Source organism: Cellulomonas endometrii (genome assembly GCF_949769265.1).
Taxonomy (GTDB): Bacteria; Actinomycetota; Actinomycetes; order Actinomycetales; family Cellulomonadaceae; genus Cellulomonas; species Cellulomonas endometrii.
The window spans coordinates 89,479-106,795 of the sequence record NZ_CATKPC010000008.1 but is presented as its reverse complement, the minus strand read 5'-3'; the positions used below and the strand labels follow the sequence as shown (position 1 = coordinate 106,795).

At 73.9% G+C, this 17,317-nt stretch carries 12 protein-coding genes and 1 rRNA gene; 11 read left to right on the top strand and 2 right to left on the bottom strand.

Translation table 11 applies throughout. The features are described from left to right. Nucleotides 1-62: 62 nt before the first annotated feature. From QNH85_RS10685 to QNH85_RS10655, 7 genes are all read left to right on the top strand, one after another. Complete coding sequence (locus tag QNH85_RS10685; RefSeq protein ID WP_282946380.1) at nt 63-1,034, top strand: carbohydrate ABC transporter permease; 972 nt, start codon at nt 63-65, stop codon at nt 1,032-1,034. Beyond that, complete coding sequence (locus tag QNH85_RS10680; RefSeq protein WP_282946378.1) at nt 1,034-1,948, top strand: carbohydrate ABC transporter permease; 915 nt, start codon at nt 1,034-1,036, stop codon at nt 1,946-1,948. Before QNH85_RS10685 ends, QNH85_RS10680 begins: the two co-directional genes overlap by 1 nt. 15 nt (nt 1,949-1,963) lie before the next feature. Further along, nucleotides 1,964-4,492, top strand: coding sequence for an alpha-xylosidase (gene yicI / locus QNH85_RS10675; protein WP_282946376.1), 2,529 nt, complete (start codon nt 1,964-1,966; stop codon nt 4,490-4,492). Then, on the top strand, nt 4,489-5,943 hold the full coding sequence (locus tag QNH85_RS10670; RefSeq protein ID WP_282946375.1) for a glycoside hydrolase family 1 protein: 1,455 nt from the start codon (nt 4,489-4,491) through the stop codon (nt 5,941-5,943). The genes yicI and QNH85_RS10670 overlap by 4 nt, the downstream gene beginning before the upstream one ends. Nucleotides 5,944-6,014: 71 nt before the next feature. Then, nucleotides 6,015-6,326: a hypothetical protein gene (locus tag QNH85_RS10665; RefSeq protein ID WP_282946373.1), complete on the top strand. Its 312-nt coding sequence runs from the start codon at nt 6,015-6,017 to the stop codon at nt 6,324-6,326. A 41-nt stretch (nt 6,327-6,367) separates the two neighbouring features. Next, complete coding sequence (locus tag QNH85_RS10660) at nt 6,368-7,198, top strand: alpha/beta hydrolase (RefSeq protein ID WP_282946372.1); 831 nt, start codon at nt 6,368-6,370, stop codon at nt 7,196-7,198. Next, complete coding sequence (locus QNH85_RS10655) at nt 7,195-7,992, top strand: alpha/beta fold hydrolase (RefSeq protein WP_282946370.1); 798 nt, start codon at nt 7,195-7,197, stop codon at nt 7,990-7,992. The genes QNH85_RS10660 and QNH85_RS10655 overlap by 4 nt, the downstream gene beginning before the upstream one ends. Nucleotides 7,993-8,029: 37 nt before the next feature. On the opposite strand, the gene QNH85_RS10650 is transcribed toward QNH85_RS10655, so the two are convergent. Together QNH85_RS10650 and QNH85_RS10645 are read right to left on the bottom strand one after the other, a co-directional pair. Then, nucleotides 8,030-8,473 carry a hypothetical protein gene (locus QNH85_RS10650; protein WP_282946368.1) on the bottom strand — a complete coding sequence of 148 codons (444 nt, stop codon included), beginning with the start codon at nt 8,471-8,473 and terminating at the stop codon, nt 8,030-8,032. Further along, nucleotides 8,470-10,725, bottom strand: coding sequence for a coiled-coil domain-containing protein (locus QNH85_RS10645; protein WP_282946366.1), 2,256 nt, complete (start codon nt 10,723-10,725; stop codon nt 8,470-8,472). The genes QNH85_RS10650 and QNH85_RS10645 overlap by 4 nt, the downstream gene beginning before the upstream one ends. A gap of 220 nt (nt 10,726-10,945) precedes the next feature. Here QNH85_RS10645 and QNH85_RS10640 point away from each other — a divergent pair, with 220 nt between their 5' ends. From QNH85_RS10640 to QNH85_RS10625, 4 genes are all read left to right on the top strand, one after another. Then, nucleotides 10,946-12,982, top strand: coding sequence for a hypothetical protein (locus tag QNH85_RS10640; protein ID WP_282946365.1), 2,037 nt, complete (start codon nt 10,946-10,948; stop codon nt 12,980-12,982). After that, nucleotides 12,979-14,022: a DUF8094 domain-containing protein gene (locus QNH85_RS10635; protein ID WP_282946363.1), complete on the top strand. Its 1,044-nt coding sequence runs from the start codon at nt 12,979-12,981 to the stop codon at nt 14,020-14,022. The genes QNH85_RS10640 and QNH85_RS10635 overlap by 4 nt, the downstream gene beginning before the upstream one ends. Nucleotides 14,023-14,059: 37 nt before the next feature. Continuing rightward, nucleotides 14,060-14,998: a tetratricopeptide repeat protein gene (locus tag QNH85_RS10630; RefSeq protein WP_282946362.1), complete on the top strand. Its 939-nt coding sequence runs from the start codon at nt 14,060-14,062 to the stop codon at nt 14,996-14,998. A 762-nt stretch (nt 14,999-15,760) separates the two neighbouring features. Next, nucleotides 15,761-17,281, top strand: a 16S ribosomal RNA gene (locus QNH85_RS10625). The last annotated feature ends 36 nt before the right edge of the window (nt 17,282-17,317 follow it).

Below are 17,317 nucleotides of genomic sequence, written 5' to 3'. Positions count from 1 at the left end.
CCCGGCCGGCGGCGCGACCCGCGTCGCCGGCCGGGCACCCCGGACGAACCTCGAGGAGCCGCATGACCACCGTCGACCGCACCGCGCCGCCCGCGGCCACGCGGGCCGGACGCACCCCGCGCCGCCCGCGCCGCTCGCGGGAGCGGCTGGGGTACCTGCCCTACCTGCTGCCCGGGCTGATCGCGTTCACCGTCGTCATCCTGATCCCGTTCGGGATGAACATCTACTACAGCCTGCACAAGTGGAAGGGCGGGAACGCCCCGCTGCGCTGGTACGGGCTCGGCAACTACACCGACCTGCTGGCCGACGAGCAGTTCTGGACGTCGTTCCGGAACTCGATCGCGATGATCATCGCGATGGTGGTGGTGCCGACGCTGATCGGCCTGCTGCTCGCGACGACGCTGTTCGACGTCCTGGGCAAGCGGTTCGGCCCGCGCGTGGCCTCGGTGCTGCGCGCCACGTACTACCTGCCGCAGATCCTGCCCGTCGCCGTCGCCGGCGTGCTGTGGAACTGGATCCTCAACTCCCAGACCGGCGCGGTGAACGTGATCCTGCGGGAGATCGGCGTCGCGAACCCGCCGAACTGGCTGGGGTCGACCGACACCGCGCTGCCGACCGTGATGGTCGTGCTGATCTGGATCCAGATCGGCTACCCGGTCGTCATCTTCATGTCGGCCCTCCAGCGGGTCGACCCGGAGCTGTACGAGGCCGCGGAGCTGGACGGCGCGGGCTGGTGGCACCGGTTCCGGGCGATCACGCTCCCGCAGATCAAGCCCGAGACGTTCGTCATCACCCTGACCTGCACCGTGGCCGCGCTCAAGGTGTTCGGCCCCATCTACGTGCTGACCCGCGGCGGCCCGGAGTCCTCGACCCTGGTGCCGAGCTACTACTCGTACCTGAACTTCTTCGACAAGTCGAAGGTCGGCTACGGCGCCGCGATCGCGAACGTCCTGACGGTGCTCATCATCCTGATCGCCGTCGCCATCATGGTGCTGCAGGCCCGCAGCGCCCGCCGTGAGGAGGAGGGTCGCTGATGGCTGCCCCGATCGAGACGCTGCCCCCGCGGGCGGTGGGGTCGCGCAAGCCGCCCGCCCCCGCCAAGGCCACCGACGCCGACCGACGGCACCGCCGCGGCACCGCCCGCTGGTTCGTGCTCGCCGGCGCCGTGCTGGTCGCGGCCGTCATGCTCGTGCCGTTCGTGATCATGGTGCTCAACGCGTTCAAGGCGCCGGCGGACTACTCGCAGAACGGCCCGCTCAGCTGGCCGGTCGAGCTCTACACCGAGGGCCTGCGGAACTTCTGGGAGCGCGTGAACTTCCCGGAGAAGCTGGTCAACTCCATCTGGATCTCCGCCACGGTCGCGATCTTCGGCACCGGGCTGTCGCTGTTCAGCGCGTACGCGCTGGGCGTCGGCAAGGTGAAGGGCCGGATGTCGATCGTCACGCTGTTCCTGCTCGCGAACATGCTGCCGCAGGAGGTGCTGGTCTACCCGCTGTTCCAGATGGCGCAGGAGGTCGGCCTGTCCAACAACCAGTGGTCGGTGATCATCATCTTCACCGTCATCCAGTCGGCGTTCGGCACGTACCTGCTGTCGTCGGTGCTCGGGACGTTCCCGAAGGCGCTGCTCGAGGCCTCGGCGCTCGACGGCGCGGGCCGGTGGCGCACGCTGTGGAGCATCGTGTTCCCGGTCGTCCGGCCGACGCTGTCGGTCCTGGTGATCTTCTTCTTCATCTGGACCTGGAACGAGTTCTTCATCCCGCTGGTCATGCTGACCACGAACGCCACCCAGACGATCCCCGTGGCCCTCGCGTCGCTGCAGGGCGACCGGATGATGGACGCCCCCACGACCAACGCGGGCGCCCTCGTGTCGATGATCCCGGCGATCGTCTTCTTCCTCATCTTCCAGCGCACGCTCACCCGCGGGATCACCGCGGGCGCGGTCAAGTAGGACGGGTACCACCACATGAAGTTCACCGACGGCTACTGGCAGAACCTGCCCGGGGTCACGGTCCTGCGGCCCCGCGCGGTCGACGAGGTCGTGCTCGGCGAGCGGTCCCTGACCGCCTACGCGGGCACCGGCCGCCTCGAGACCCGCGGCGACACGCTGAACAGCCCCCTGATCACGTTCACGCTCGACTCCCCGGCCGAGGGGGTGCTCGGCGTGACCATCGAGCACCACCGCGGCGGGGTCGATCCCGGGCCGGCGTTCGCGCTCGCGGGCAACCGCCCCGACGTGACCGTCACCGGGCCGACGGCCGAGGACCCGCGGGCGACCCTCACCACCGGCAACCTCACCGCGCGCGTCGCGACGTCGGGGGAGTGGGCGCTGGACGTCGAGGTCGACGGCCGGCACGTCACCGGGGCGACGTCCCGCGGCGTCGGCGTGGTCACCGACGCCGAGGGCCGGCACTTCGTGCGCGAGCAGCTCGGGCTCGGCGTCGCCGACCACGTGTACGGGCTGGGCGAGCGGTTCACGCCGTTCGTCAAGAACGGCCAGACGGTCGAGGTCTGGAACGCCGACGGCGGCACCGCCTCCGAGCAGGCGTACAAGAGCGTGCCGTTCTACCTGACCGACGCCGGGTACGGCGTGTTCGTCGACCACCCCGGCCACGTGTCGTTCGAGATCGGGTCCGAGGTCGTGTCCCGCACGCAGTTCAGCGTCGAGGGGGAGCGGCTGCGGTACCTCGTCATCGCGGGCCCGACGCCGAAGGACGTGCTGCGCCGCTACACCGCGCTGACCGGCCGGCCGGCGCGCGTGCCGGACTGGTCCTACGGGCTGTGGCTGTCCACGTCGTTCACGACGGACTACGACGAGGACACGGTCATGTCGTTCATCGACGGCATGGCCGACCGGGGGCTGCCGCTGTCGGTCTTCCACTTCGACTGCTTCTGGATGCGCCGGTTCCACTGGTGCGACTTCGTCTGGGACCCGGCGACGTTCCCGGACCCGAAGGGCATGCTCGCCCGGCTGCACGACCGCGGCCTGCAGGTGTGCGTGTGGATCAACCCGTACATCGCGCAGCGCTCGCACCTGTTCGAGGAGGGCCGCGAGCTCGGCTACCTCGTGAAGCGCGCGGACGGCTCGGTGTGGCAGTGGGACCTGTGGCAGGCGGGCATGGCGCTCGTCGACTTCACGAACCCCGACGCCACCGCCTGGTACCAGGGCAAGCTCCGCGAGCTGCTGGACATGGGGGTCGACGCGTTCAAGACCGACTTCGGCGAGCGGATCCCCACCGACGTCGTGTGGCACGACGGCTCCGACCCCGAGCGGATGCACAACTACTACACGCACCTGTACAACAAGGCGGTCTTCGAGCTGCTGAAGGAGGTCCGCGGCGAGGGCGAGGCCGTGCTGTTCGCGCGCTCCGCGACGGCCGGCGGCCAGCAGTTCCCCGTGCACTGGGGCGGCGACTGCGAGTCCACGTTCGTCTCGATGGCCGAGTCCCTGCGCGGCGGGCTGTCGCTCGCGTCGTCGGGGTTCGGGTTCTGGTCGCACGACATCGGCGGGTTCGAGGGCACGCCCGACGCCGCCGTGTTCAAGCGGTGGCTCGCGTTCGGCCTGCTCTCGTCGCACTCGCGGCTGCACGGGTCGTCGTCGTACCGGGTGCCGTGGGCGTTCGACGAGGAGTCCGTGGACGTCACGCGCCGGTTCACCGAGCTGAAGCTGTCGCTCATGCCGTACCTGTCGGCGGTCGGGCGCGAGGCGCACACCGACGGCCTGCCCGCGATGCGGCCGATGGTCGTGGAGTTCCCCGACGAGCCGGGCGCCGCGACGGTCGACACCCAGTACATGCTGGGCGGGTCGCTGCTGGTGGCGCCGGTGTTCTCGGCGGACGGCACGGTCGAGGTCTACGTGCCCGAGGGGGAGTGGACGTCGCTGCTCGACGGGTCCACGCTGTCCGGCCCGCGCTGGTACACGCAGACCCACGGGTTCGACTCGCTGCCGCTGCTCGCGCGGCCCGGGACGGTGCTCCCGGTCGGCGCGCGGACCGACCGGCCGGACTACGACCACACGGAGGGCGTCACGCTGCGGGTGTTCGGCCTGGGCGACGGCGACGAGCGCGTCGTGACGGTCGCGGGCGCTCGCGGCGACGCGGTGTTCCACGTGACCCGCGCCGGCGGCACGGTCCTGGTCGAGGCGAGCGGCGCGGTGCCCGCGGCGTGGTCGGTCGCGGACGGGCTGGGCGCCCCGGTCGCCGCGGAGGGCGCCACGGCGGAGGCGGCCGCCCCCCTGGCCGCCCCGGCCCCCCCCGGCGCCCCCCCCTCGCCCCCACCCCCGGCGAGCCGGCGCCGAGACTGCAGCAGCCGGGCGGTTCGACGCGCTCGAACCCCCCGCCTGCTGCAGTCTCGGGGGCGGAGGCCTGAGGAGGCGTGCAGGGAGGCGCACAGGCCGCCCGCGCAGGAAGCCGTGCGGGAGCGCTTCCACGCTCGTGTATCGTATCGATTCGACAGTGTCGTCCCGTCCTACCGACAGCCCCGAGGAACCCCATGACCACGTCCCGTCCGTCCGGACGCCAGTTCCCCGCCGACTTCCTGTGGGGGTCGGCCACCGCCTCGTACCAGATCGAGGGTGCCGCGACCGAGGGCGGCCGCGGCCCGTCCATCTGGGACACGTTCTCCGCGCAGCCCGGCGCCGTGCTCAACGGCGACACCGGCGCGGTCGCCGCCGACCACTACCACCGCGTGCCCGAGGACGTCGCCCTCATGCAGGGTCTCGGCCTCCAGGCCTACCGCCTGTCGATCGCCTGGCCGCGCGTGCAGCCCACCGGCTCGGGCGAGTTCAACCAGGAGGGCATCGACTTCTACGTCGACCTGGTCGACCGGCTGGTCGAGGCCGGCATCGCCCCGGTCGTCACGCTGTACCACTGGGACCTCCCGCAGGCCCTGGAGGACGCGGGCGGCTGGACCAACCGCGAGACCGCCTACCGGTTCGCCGACTACGCGCGCCGCATGGCCGAGGCGCTGGGCGACAAGGTCACCGTGTGGACCACGCTCAACGAGCCGTGGTGCTCGGCCTACCTGGGCTACGCCTCCGGCGTGCACGCGCCCGGCCGCACCGACCCGGCCGCGTCCCTCGCCGCGGTGCACCACCTCAACCTCGCCCACGGGCTCGCGGCCCGGGCCGTGCGGGACGTGCTCGGCGACGCCGCGCAGGTGTCCATCACCCTGAACCTGCACGTCACCCGCGCGGCGTCGGACGCCCCGGAGGACGTCGCCGCGAAGCAGCAGGTCGACACCGTGGCGAACGAGGTGTTCCTGCAGCCGCTGCTCGAGGGCCGCTACCCCGAGCAGGTGTTCGCCCAGACCGCCGCGGTCAGCGACTGGTCCTTCGTGCAGGACGGCGACCTGGAGCTGATCCGCCAGCCGATCGACCTGCTGGGCGTCAACTACTACTCGACGGGCCGGGTCCAGCGCCTGCAGGGCGAGCCGGTCGTCGGCGACGGCAGCCCGGGCGTCGACGGCCACAAGTCGTCCGAGGTCAGCCCGTGGGTCGGCTGCGACGACGTCGAGTGGCTGCCGCAGCCCGGCCCGCACACCGCGATGGGCTGGAACATCGAGCCCGCCGGCCTCACGGAGCTGCTGGTCTCGCTGCACGAGCGCTACCCCTCGCTGCCCCTGGCGGTCACAGAGAACGGCGCGGCGTTCGCCGACGAGGTGTCGGCCGACGGCCGGGTGCACGACCTGCCCCGCGTGGAGTACCTGCACGACCACATCGACGCGGTCGGTGCCGCGATGGACGCCGGCGCCGACGTGCGCGGGTACTTCGTGTGGTCGCTGATGGACAACTTCGAGTGGGCCTACGGGTACGACCGCCGGTTCGGCATCGTCCGCGTCGACTACGACACCTGCGAGCGCACCCTGAAGGACTCGGCGCTCTGGTACCGGGACCTCATCGCGACGCGCACCATCGCGCCGGCGGAGACGGCCGCCGCGCTGTCCTGATCCCGCACGCCCCGGAGGGCGGTCACCGCGCGTCGGTGGCCGCCCTCCGGCGCGTCCGGGAGAATCGGTGCGTGCCGTCCAGCCGCCGCTCCAGCAAGCGCCCGTACTCCGCGGAGCACGTGCCGCTCGACACGGAGCGGGTCCGCGGCGGCCGGTCGACCGAGGACGCCGCCGACGGGACGTGGACCGTGCAGCGGGTGGCCGGGTCGGAGCGCACCTACCGCTGCCCCGGCTGCGACCAGGAGATCGCGCCCGGCACGCCGCACGTCGTCGCCTGGGCGTCCGACGGGCTGTTCGGTCCGGAGGCCGCGGTCGCCGACCGCCGCCACTGGCACGCCACCTGCTGGTCCGCGCGGGCCCGCCGCCGTCCGACCCGGCGCTGACCGGTGGGGTCCGGGCGGGGTCCGGACTACCCTCGACGGCGATGACCACCGACGCCGCGCCCACCACGATCCGCTCGCTCACCGTGCTGCCCGCGCACCGCGAGGACGTCGAGCTGCACACCGCCGACGGCCTGACGCTGGTCGGCGAGCTCGCCCTCCCGGTCCAGCCGGACGGCACGCCGAAGACGCCCGCGGCGACCCTCGTCACGCTGCACCCGCTGCCCACGCACGGCGGCTACATGGACTCGCACGTCCTGCGCAAGGCCGCGTGGCGGCTCCCGGCCCTGGCGGACCTGGCCGTGCTGCGGTTCAACACCCGCGGCACGTCGAGCCCGCGCGGCACCAGCGGGGGCGCGTTCGACGAGGGACGGGCGGAGAGGTTCGACGTGCACGCGGCGATCGAGCTCGCGGAGTTCCGGGACCTGCCGCACCCGTGGCTGGTCGGCTGGTCGTTCGGCACCGAGCTGGCCCTGATGCACGGCCTGGACCCCAGCGTCGAGGGTGCCGTCCTGCTCTCGCCGCCGCTGCACCGGGCCACCGACGCGGACCTCGACGCCTGGGACGCCGACGGCAAGCCGCTCGTCGTGCTGGTCCCGGAGCTCGACGACTACCTGCGTCCCGACGAGGCGCGGCGGCGGTTCGCCCGCGTGCGCCAGGCGGAGGTCATCGGCGTCGACGGCGCGAAGCACCTGTGGGTGGGGGAGCCGTACGTGCGCCGGGTGCTCGACGAGATCGTGCGGCACGTGCGGCCCGAGGTCGCGGTGCCGCTCCCGACCACGTGGGACGGTCCGAGCGAGCAGGCGGACCCGCCGCCGGTGCCGCGGTCGCAGGAGGACACCGGTTTCGCCGGGTCCGCGGAGGAGGACGCATGACGCACCACCAGCCGCACGCCACCGCGGTGCTGCACGCCCTGCGCCCGGGCACCGGCGTGCCGCTGGTGCTTCTGCACGCCTTCCCGCTCGACGCCCGCATGTGGGCGGACGTCGCCGCGCTCCTCCCGGCCGGGCTGCCGGTCCTCGCGCCCGACCTGCCCGGGCTCGGAGCGGCCCAGGGCGTCCCGCTGCCCGAGCCCGCGCTCGAGGCGTCCGCCGACGCCGTCGCCGCCGCCCTGGCCCAGGCCGGGCACCACCGGGCGGTCGTCGCCGGGCTGTCGATGGGCGGCTACGTCGCCCTGGCGCTCGCCGAGCGGCACCCGGAGGTCGTCGCCGGCCTCGGCCTGCTGGACACGAAGTCGACCGCGGACACCGAGGAGGCGCGGGCGAACCGCCTGCGCGTGGCCGGCGTGGTCGAGGACGCGGGCTCCGTCGACGAGGTGCTCCCGATGGCGACCGGCCTGCTGGGCGCGGCGTCGCGCGAGCGGCCCGAGCTCGTCGGGCGCCTGGAGGCCTGGATCGGGGCGCAGCCCCCGGCCGGCGTCGCCTGGTCGCAGCGCGCGATGGCCGCCCGCCCGGACCGCACGGCCGTCCTGGAGGGGTTCGCCGGGCCCGGGCTGGTGCTCGTGGGCGAGGAGGACGTGCCGACGCCCGTAGCGGAGGCGCAGCGGATGGCGGACGCCCTCGGCGTGCAGCCCGTGGTCGTCCCGGACGCCGGGCACCTCACGGCGGTGGAGGCACCGACCCGGGTGGCGGCGGCACTCGGCGACCTGGTGACGCGCGCCCGCGCCTGAGCCTGCGACGGACCCCGCGCCCGACCCCGCGACCGGCTCAGCGCGGTGCAGCGTCGTCGCCGAGCGCGCGGGCCAGCGCGACCGGCAGGTCCAGGGACTCGCCGTCCTTGCCGCCGGCGCCGAGCACGAGCGGCGGGTCCTGCGGCTGCGGGCTGACCCCGCGCAGCCGCGCGGCCAGCGACGGCGGGACCGTCAGCACGTAGAAGCCGCCGTCCGTCCCGACCGCGACCGTCCGGTCGCGGCGCAGGTACCAGCCGTGCAGCGGCGTGCGGTACCGGCCCCGGCCGCCGTACCCCTGCGCGTGCAGGGGCACCGGCGCCACGCCCCGCGCGGTGGCGTCCGCGACGAACCGGGCGATCAGCTCACGGGCCTTCGCGGACTCCGCCTGCCGGCGCGCGCGCAGGGCCGCCTCGTGGGCGTCGGCGGCCTCCCGGCGGCGGGACCGCCAGTCGGCGCCGGCGTCCGGGGCGGGGTCGGTCACTTGTCGGCCGGCGCCGTGGCGACCTCGTCCGCTCCGCCCTCGGCCGGCGTGCCCTCGGCCGGCGTGCCCTCGGCCGTCGAGCCTGCGGCCGACGCGCCCGCGGGTGCGTCGGCCGGGGTGGCGTCGGCGTCCTCGGCCGGCGTCACCGCGGGCTGGTCACCCGTCGGCTCGCCACCGGCGGGGGCCGGGGCCTGCGCGTCGGCGGGCGCCTCGCCCGCAGCCACCTCGTCGGTCCCCGGCTTCGCGTCGCCCGCGGGGCCGGCGTCCTTCGCGCCCTGGGCCGGCTCCGCCTCGGGGGCGGGGGCGGGGGCAGCGGCGGACACCGGCGCCGGCCGGCCCTTGGCACCGCGGGCCGGTCGTGCGGCGGGACGCGCCTGCTTCTGCTCGAACTGCGCCTGCGCCTGGTCCGCCCGCTCCAGCGTCTTCTTGCTGGGGACCGGGTCGTGGCCGAGCAGGTTGCGCAGCTCGTCCAGGTACGACGTGATCGACTCCCGCTGACGGTTGAGGTCCTCGACCTGCCGCTGCGCGGTGGTGCGCTCGCGCTCGGCCTCGGACATCGACTCCGACAGCGTCTTCTCGGCGTGCTCGCGGGCCTCGGCGACGACGCGGTCGGCGTTCTGCCGGGCGTTCGACAGCAGCTCCTTGGCGTGCTCCTGGGAGTCGACGCGGATCTTCTCCGCCTGCTCGAGCGCCTTCGCGACGCGCTGCTCCGCGTCGGCGGCGTGCGCCTCGGCGTCCGCGACCAGCTTCTCGGTCTCGGCGCGCGCGACGGCGTGCCGCTCGGCGTCCGCCCGCTCGGCCGCCTCGCGCTGCGCGGCGATGGACAGCTCCGCGTCCGCCAGCGCCTGGCGGGCCTGGGCGAGCAGGGCCTCGGACTCGGTGCGCGCCTGCGCCCGCAGCTCGTCGGCCGTGCGGGACGCCTCGGTGACCTGGCGCTCGACGTCGAGGCGGGTGGCCTCGCGCAGCTCCGCGACCTCGCGGTCCGTGCGCTCCCGGAGCTCGGCGGCCTCCCGCTCCGTGCGCTCGCGCAGCTCGGTCGTCTCCCGCTCCACGAGGGCCCGCAGGTGGCTCGTCTCGTGCTGGGTCCGCTCGCGCAGCTCGGTGGTCTCGCGCTCCGCGGTCGCCCGCAGGTCGGCCGCGTACTGCTCGGCCTCGACGCGCTGCGCGGTGATCGCCTGCTCCGCCTCCTGCCGGGCGGCCGCGATCTCGTCCGCGACGGCCGCGCGGAGCTCGCCGGTCTCCCGGTCGGCGCTCGCCCGGACGAAGCCGGAGTACTGCTCGGCCTCGGCGCGCAGCGCGGTCGTCTCGGCGACGGCGCGCTGCTGCAGCTCGGCGGCGGCGCGCTCGGCGGCGGACCGCACGGCGTCCGCGTGGGACTGCGCCTCCGCGCGCAGGGAGGTGATCTCGTCGCCGGCGGCCTGCCGCGCCCCGGCGATCTCCGTGGCGGCGACGGACCGCTGCATCGCGGCCCACCGCTCGGCCTCGGTGCGGAGCTCGGCGAGCTCGGAGGTGACGCGCTGCCGCAGCGCGGTGGTGTCCGCGTCCGCCCGCTGGCGCAGGTCCTGGTCGTAGCGCTCCGCGTCGGCGCGCAGCGCGGTGGTCTCGGCCTCGGTGCGCGTGCGCAGCTCCTCGGCGGCCTGCTCGGTGCTGATCCGCAGCTCCGTGGTCTCGCGCTCCACGGTCGCCCGCAGCGTCCCGAGCTCCCGCTCCAGCGTCGCGCGGCGCTCGCTCTCCTCGGTCTGGATCGCGGCCTGGATGCGGGCGGCCTCGCGCTCGGCGGACCCCACCAGCTCCTCCGCGCGGCGCTGGGCGCCGGTCAGCACGCTCTCGGCCTCGGTGTGGGCCGTCGAGCGCTCCTCGGTGGCCTCGCGGCGCGCGGTCGCCAGCATCTCCGCGACCTCGTTCTCGGCGCGGGCCCGCAGCTGCCCCGCGGCGAGCCGCGCCCGCGCGAGGGCGTCGGACGCCTGCGCGTTGGCCTGCTGCACGACGTCGGAGGACTGCTCCTCGGCCGACCGCAGCAGCATCTCGATCCGCGAGCCGAGCCCCGAGTACGTGGGCCGCTCGGCCTCCCGCAGCTGGCGGTGCGCCTCGGACAGCTCGCCGGAGATCTGCAGCACGCGCTCGTCCAGCGAGGACACCTGGCTGCGGGCGTCGTTCAGCGCCCGCTCCAGCTCGTCCATCCGTGCGTCGACGGGTGCGCGGTCGTAGCCACGGAAGTTGACCACCGGGAAGGGCGTACGGTCCTCTGCCACGAAGTTCCTCCTGCGGGCGCGCGTGCGCTTGTGGGGACGGCCTCCGGGCGGGAGGCTCAGGGCGTCGGTCGGCCCGCGTCCGCCGCCCAGGGTATCGGGACGATCCCGGCACCGGGCACCGGTCGTCCCGCAGCCGCCGTGAGGGGCCGCGGGGGCCCGACTTGCGCCGGCCCACAGGTGGCACGCCTATCCTGGGACGTCACGTTCGAGAGGAAACCGCGTGCTCCAGCGACTGATCGCCGCCCTCCTCGGGGTGCTCGGCATCGCCGCCATCGGGCTCGGCATCGCGTCGGCCACGGCCTGGCGTGCCGACGACCCCCTGGTCGCGACCGCAGCCCCCGGGGGTGACGCCCGCACCCTCGTCACCGACCCGGGCGTGCTCGAGCTCGCCGGCGACCCGGTGACGGTGACCGTCCGTGCGGAGGGTGCGCCCGTCGTGCTCGCCGTCGGCCGCGACACGGACGTCACCGGCTGGGTCGGGACCGACCCCTACGTCCGCGTGACCGGCCTGTCCGACTGGCACACGCTCGCGACCACCGCGGTGGAGCAGCCCGCGCCGGAGCCGTCCGGATCGGCCGCCGCCACCCCGGCGCCGACGCCGAGCGCGAGCGCCGGGGCCGAGGAGGTGCCCGTGCAGGCCGCCGACCCGACCGGGTCGGACATGTGGGTGGCGGAGGTGTCCGGGGACGGCTCCGCGACGCTCGAGTGGCCGGTGACCGAGGGCCGCTGGTCGCTCGTCGCCGTCAGCCTGGGCGACACCGCGCCCACCCTCGACCTCTCCTGGCCGCAGACCGTCACCACGCCCTGGCTGTGGCCGGGCGTCGCGGTGGGCGTCCTCCTGCTCGCGGTCGCCGCGATCCTGCTCGTGCGGATCCTGCGCGCGCGCCGCGAGGGCCCCGACGCAGGGTGGCACTCGGTGGCCACCGGGCAGATCGCCACGGTGCCCGCCGCCGGCGCCTCCGCCACGGGGGCGTCCAGCTCCGGACCGTCGTCCGGTGCGACGAGCACCGTCACCGGAGCGATCCCGGTCGCGACCGTCGCCCCCGACGGCACGCCGCTGACCCGCCGGCAGATCCGCGAGGCCGAGGCCGCTGCGGCGGCGGCTGCCGGACGGCGCGGGCGCCGCACGGCGACCGGCGCGATCCCCGTCGTCACCGGCGCGATCCCCACGGTGACGGGCTCCGTCCCGGCGGTCGCGCAGCCTGCGGCCACCGAGCCCCCCGCAGCCGACGCGCCGACCCCGTCCGGCGCGCAGGCCGGCGGCGGCGCGCCCACGGCCCCGCGCCCGTCCGGCGCCACGGCGACGCCCGGAGGGCCGAGCGCGACACCGAGCTCCGGCGGCCCGACCGCTGCCGCTCCCGCTACCGGCGGCCCGTCGGCCGCGGGCGCACCCGCGGGCGCACCCGTGGCCCCGGCCGGCGGATCCGGCGCGCCCGCCCGTGCTGGTGCCGCCCCGGCCGGCCCCGCCGAGCGACAGGGGCCGAGCGCACCCACCGCGCCGGTCCCCGCGACGGCACCCGCGGCTCCCGCTCCGGCCGCAGCAACGCCGGCCGCGACGGCCGGCCCCGCACCCGCACCGACCGCGGCCTCCGCACCGAGGGCGGCCTCCGTACAGAGCGCGGCCTCCGTACAGAGCGCGGCCTCCGTACAGAGCGCGGCCTCCGCACCGAGCGCGGCCTCCGCACCGAGCGCGGCCTCCGCACCGAGCGCCGCCTCCGCACCGACCGCGGCCCCCGCACCGAGCGCGGCGCCCGCACCGACCGCGGCTTCCGCACCGGTGGACGACGACAAGCCGCGCGGGCTCGCCGCCCGGCTGCCGTGGCGTCGGGGTCGCGCCGAGGGCGGGGCCCGGCCCGGACCGGCGCCGGAAGACGCCACCCCGGCATCGGGCCCGGCCTCGGCGTGGACGCCGGTCCCCGGCGGCGCGCCCGCCTCGGCCGGTGCGCCCGGCGTGCCGACCGCACCCGCCGCACCCGCCTCGCCCACCGCACCCGCCTCGCCCACCGCACGTCCGGGCGCAGCACCCGCCGCCCCGGCCGCTGCCGCCCGACCGGGCGCGACGCCGCTGGCTGCGGCCGGGGACCCGCGCGGCGCCGACCCCGAGGACGACGCCGCGTCCCGCGCCCAGCGCGCCGACGCGTGGCGACGGATGTGGGGGTTCCCCGCCGACGCCGCCGGTGGTACCGGCCCGGGGGACGGCGACCAGGGGACCGCACGACCGCAGGACGACGCGCAGGGGACGGAGGAGGGCCGATGACCGCACGCAGCACGAACCCCGGGGCCCGGGCCGGCGCCCGCCGCTCAGCCCTCCGCCGCCGGCTGGCCGGCACCGCGCTGGCCGCGGTCGCGCTCCTCGGGCTCGGGGCCTGCGCCGACCCGGTCCCGGAGCCGCGGCCCGACGCGGTCCCCGCGGTCCCGCCGCCCGCCCTCACGGTCGCGCAGTCCACCGACGTGCTGACGGACGTCGGCGAGGTGCTGGCCGCCGGAGACGCCGCACTGGACCCGGCGGGGCTGCCCGCGCGGCTCAGCGGCCCCGCTCTGGCCATCCGCACCGCGGAGTACGTCCGGGCGAGCGCCACGGCGGGGCAGCGCCCGCCGGTGTCGCTGCCGATGTCCGCGCAGACGACGATCGTCCCGGACACCGACACCTGGCCCCGTACGCAGATGGTCGTCACCGTCCAGCCCGACGACCTGCAGGCGCCGCTGCTGCTGGTGCTGCAGCAGAACGGGCCGCGGGAGCCCTACCGCCTCTGGAGCTGGGCGCGGCTCGGACCCTCGGTGCAGATGCCCGCGACCGCCGACCCGACCGTGGGGAGCGAGCCCGTCGCGCCCGACGACACGTCCCTGGTCGTCCCTCCGGCGGAGGCCCTCGCCCAGTACGCGGACGTGCTCACGAACGGGGACGCCTCGGCCTACGCGGCGACGTTCCCGGCGGACTTCTTCCGGACCGCGCTGACGGAGGCCCGCAACCAGACCACGGCGAGCCTCCAGGCGGTGGCGACCGTGGCCGAGACCGTCACGCCGGTCGACGGCCAGGTGACCGCGCTGCGCACGGCCGACGGGGGAGCGATCGTCGTGGGGCAGCTGAGCACGGTCACCACGGTGACCCTCAGCCAGGGCAGCATCACGCTCAACGACCCGTTCGACGCGGCGCTGGCGGGGAAGCCCAGCGTGACCAGCAACCTGGTCCGGACGTGGACCGACGTGGTCGCGATGTACGTGCCGCCGGCGGGGGCCACCACGCCGGTCCAGGTCCTCGCCGCCGAGCACGCCCGCACGGCGGTCTCCGGTCAGTGACATCCTCGACACCACGCGACAGCAGGAGCAGAGCAGCATGAGCCAGAACCCGGCCCCCCAGCCGCGCCTCGACGTGCGCGGCGCGGTCGACCTGTCCGGTCTCGGGCGTCCCGCCACCCCGGCCCCCGGCACCCCGGGCGGTCTGCCCGCACCGGGGCCGTACGCGGTCGACGTCGACACCGAGGGCTTCCCGGCGCTGGTGCAGTCCTCGACCCAGCACCCCGTCGTCGTCCTGCTCTGGGCGTCGTGGAGCGAGACGAGCATCGACCTCGCCCGGGACATGGGCGCGGTGGTCGACCAGTACGGGGGCAGGCTGCTGCTCGCGCGGATCGACTCCGAGGCCAACCCGCAGATCGCCGCCGCGTTCCAGACGCAGTCGGTGCCCGCGGTGATCGCCGTCATCGCCGGCCAGCCGCTGCCGCTGTTCCAGGGCGCCCCGCCCGCGGACCAGCTGCGCGGCGTGCTCGACCAGGTGCTCGAGGCGGCCGCGGCGAACGGCATCACCGGGACCGTGGAGCCGCGCGACGCCGCTCCCGTGCCCGCCGAGCCCGAGGAGCCGCCGCTGCCCCCGCTGCACCAGGAGGCGTACGACGCGATCGAGCGCGACGACCTGCCCGCGGCCGCGGCCGCGTACGAGCAGGCGCTCCGGGAGAACCCCCGCGACGACATGGCGCGAGCCGGCCTCGCCCAGGTGGGGCTCCTGTCCCGGACGCACGACGCGGACCTGGCGGCGGTGCGCAAGGCCGCGGCCGACGACCCGGCGGACGTCGACGCGCAGCTCGCGGTCGCCGACGTGGACGTGCTGGGCGGCCAGGTCGAGGACGCCTTCGCCCGGCTGGTGGACACGGTGCGCGCGACGTCCGGCCCCGACCGGGAGCGGGTGCGCCTGCGGCTGGTCGAGCTGTTCGACGTCGTCGGGAGCGACGACCCGCGCGTGGCTGCCGCTCGCCGGGCGCTCGCCAGCGCCCTGTACTGACAGGGCCGCCCGCCGCCCTGCACCGACAAGGGGAGCCCGCCGCGCTGCACCGCGTGCGCACCGAGGTCCGCGAGGCCCGGTCGACCGTCCTGGTCGGCCGGGCCTCCGTCGTCCGGCGACCCGGCCGTGGTCCGCCGGCGCCTGCGGGCCCCCGCCCAGCCGGTCGGGCAGGCCGCTCAGAGCGGGCCGATCGGGGCAGATCCGCGTGATCATGCGGGTGACCGGGGTCACGCCCCACCGGAGTTGACGGTCCCGACGGCGGGTGCGTAATGTTCTACGACGTCGCCCCGACAGGGAGGAACAGACACCAGGGATCACCCCGGTGGCTGGTCCCGCGGGGGACCACCCCCTTGGTACGGCTTCGACGGGACACATGCGCCCGCTGACGAACGTGCCGAGGATCGATCATCTCAGATGGAACGGTCCGAACGGACTTGACCGGATGACGAAGATCGGATAAGTTTGAACGGTTGCCTCCGGCCAGGAGCCCGCAAGGGTGAGTGGGGGATGCGCGTCTGTTCTTTGAGAACTCAACAGTGTGCCAAGTAGTTGATGCCAAGATGGTTCATCGGCTCGGGTGGTCGCCTCAATCGGGGTGGACGCGAGAGTGGGTGAGTCTTGGTTGACGTGGGATCGGCCCTGCTCCGTCTGGGTCGGTTGCACAACAGCCGAATTCAACTGACTGCCTTGTCGCCAGCGACGGGGTGGTCGTTTCGTGTGTCGGTGGATCACCGCTTTCGGGTGGTGGTTGCCATGTAGACATTAACGGAGAGTTTGATTCTGGCTCAGGACGAACGCTGGCGGCGTGCTTAACACATGCAAGTCGAACGGTGAACCCCAGCTTGCTGGGGGGATCAGTGGCGAACGGGTGAGTAACACGTGAGTAACCTGCCCCTGACTCTGGGATAAGCCTTGGAAACGAGGTCTAATACCGGATACGTGACGCTCAGGCATCTGATGCGTCTGGAAAGATTTATCGGTCAGGGATGGACTCGCGGCCTATCAGCTTGTTGGTGGGGTAACGGCCCACCAAGGCGACGACGGGTAGCCGGCCTGAGAGGGCGACCGGCCACACTGGGACTGAGACACGGCCCAGACTCCTACGGGAGGCAGCAGTGGGGAATATTGCACAATGGGCGCAAGCCTGATGCAGCGACGCCGCGTGAGGGATGAAGGCCTTCGGGTTGTAAACCTCTTTCAGCAGGGAAGAAGCGAAAGTGACGGTACCTGCAGAAGAAGCGCCGGCTAACTACGTGCCAGCAGCCGCGGTAATACGTAGGGCGCAAGCGTTGTCCGGAATTATTGGGCGTAAAGAGCTCGTAGGCGGTTTGTCGCGTCTGCTGTGAAAACTCGAGGCTCAACCTCGGGCTTGCAGTGGGTACGGGCAGACTAGAGTGCGGTAGGGGTGACTGGAATTCCTGGTGTAGCGGTGGAATGCGCAGATATCAGGAGGAACACCGATGGCGAAGGCAGGTCACTGGGCCGCAACTGACGCTGAGGAGCGAAAGCATGGGGAGCGAACAGGATTAGATACCCTGGTAGTCCATGCCGTAAACGTTGGGCACTAGGTGTGGGGCTCATTCCACGAGTTCCGTGCCGCAGCAAACGCATTAAGTGCCCCGCCTGGGGAGTACGGCCGCAAGGCTAAAACTCAAAGAAATTGACGGGGGCCCGCACAAGCGGCGGAGCATGCGGATTAATTCGATGCAACGCGAAGAACCTTACCAAGGCTTGACATACACCGGAAACTTCCAGAGATGGTTGCCCCGCAAGGTCGGTGTACAGGTGGTGCATGGTTGTCGTCAGCTCGTGTCGTGAGATGTTGGGTTAAGTCCCGCAACGAGCGCAACCCTCGTCCTATGTTGCCAGCACGTGATGGTGGGGACTCATAGGAGACTGCCGGGGTCAACTCGGAGGAAGGTGGGGATGACGTCAAATCATCATGCCCCTTATGTCTTGGGCTTCACGCATGCTACAATGGCCGGTACAAAGGGCTGCGATACCGCGAGGTGGAGCGAATCCCAAAAAGCCGGCCTCAGTTCGGATTGGGGTCTGCAACTCGACCCCATGAAGTCGGAGTCGCTAGTAATCGCAGATCAGCAACGCTGCGGTGAATACGTTCCCGGGCCTTGTACACACCGCCCGTCAAGTCACGAAAGTCGGTAACACCCGAAGCCGGTGGCCCAACCCTTGTGGGGGGAGCCGTCGAAGGTGGGACTGGCGATTGGGACTAAGTCGTAACAAGGTAGCCGTACCGGAAGGTGCGGCTGGATCACCTCCTTTCTAAGGAGCATCTGACACGCCGGCCCACTGGGTGCG

Coding starts and splice junctions, on each gene's coding strand:
- QNH85_RS10685 (WP_282946380.1), top strand. CDS start 63: ATGACCACCGTCGACCGCACCGCGCCGCCCGCGGCCACGCGGGCCGGA.
- QNH85_RS10680 (WP_282946378.1), top strand. CDS start 1,034: ATGGCTGCCCCGATCGAGACGCTGCCCCCGCGGGCGGTGGGGTCGCGC.
- yicI (WP_282946376.1), top strand. CDS start 1,964: ATGAAGTTCACCGACGGCTACTGGCAGAACCTGCCCGGGGTCACGGTC.
- QNH85_RS10670 (WP_282946375.1), top strand. CDS start 4,489: ATGACCACGTCCCGTCCGTCCGGACGCCAGTTCCCCGCCGACTTCCTG.
- QNH85_RS10660 (WP_282946372.1), top strand. CDS start 6,368: ATGACCACCGACGCCGCGCCCACCACGATCCGCTCGCTCACCGTGCTG.
- QNH85_RS10655 (WP_282946370.1), top strand. CDS start 7,195: ATGACGCACCACCAGCCGCACGCCACCGCGGTGCTGCACGCCCTGCGC.
- QNH85_RS10635 (WP_282946363.1), top strand. CDS start 12,979: ATGACCGCACGCAGCACGAACCCCGGGGCCCGGGCCGGCGCCCGCCGC.
- QNH85_RS10630 (WP_282946362.1), top strand. CDS start 14,060: ATGAGCCAGAACCCGGCCCCCCAGCCGCGCCTCGACGTGCGCGGCGCG.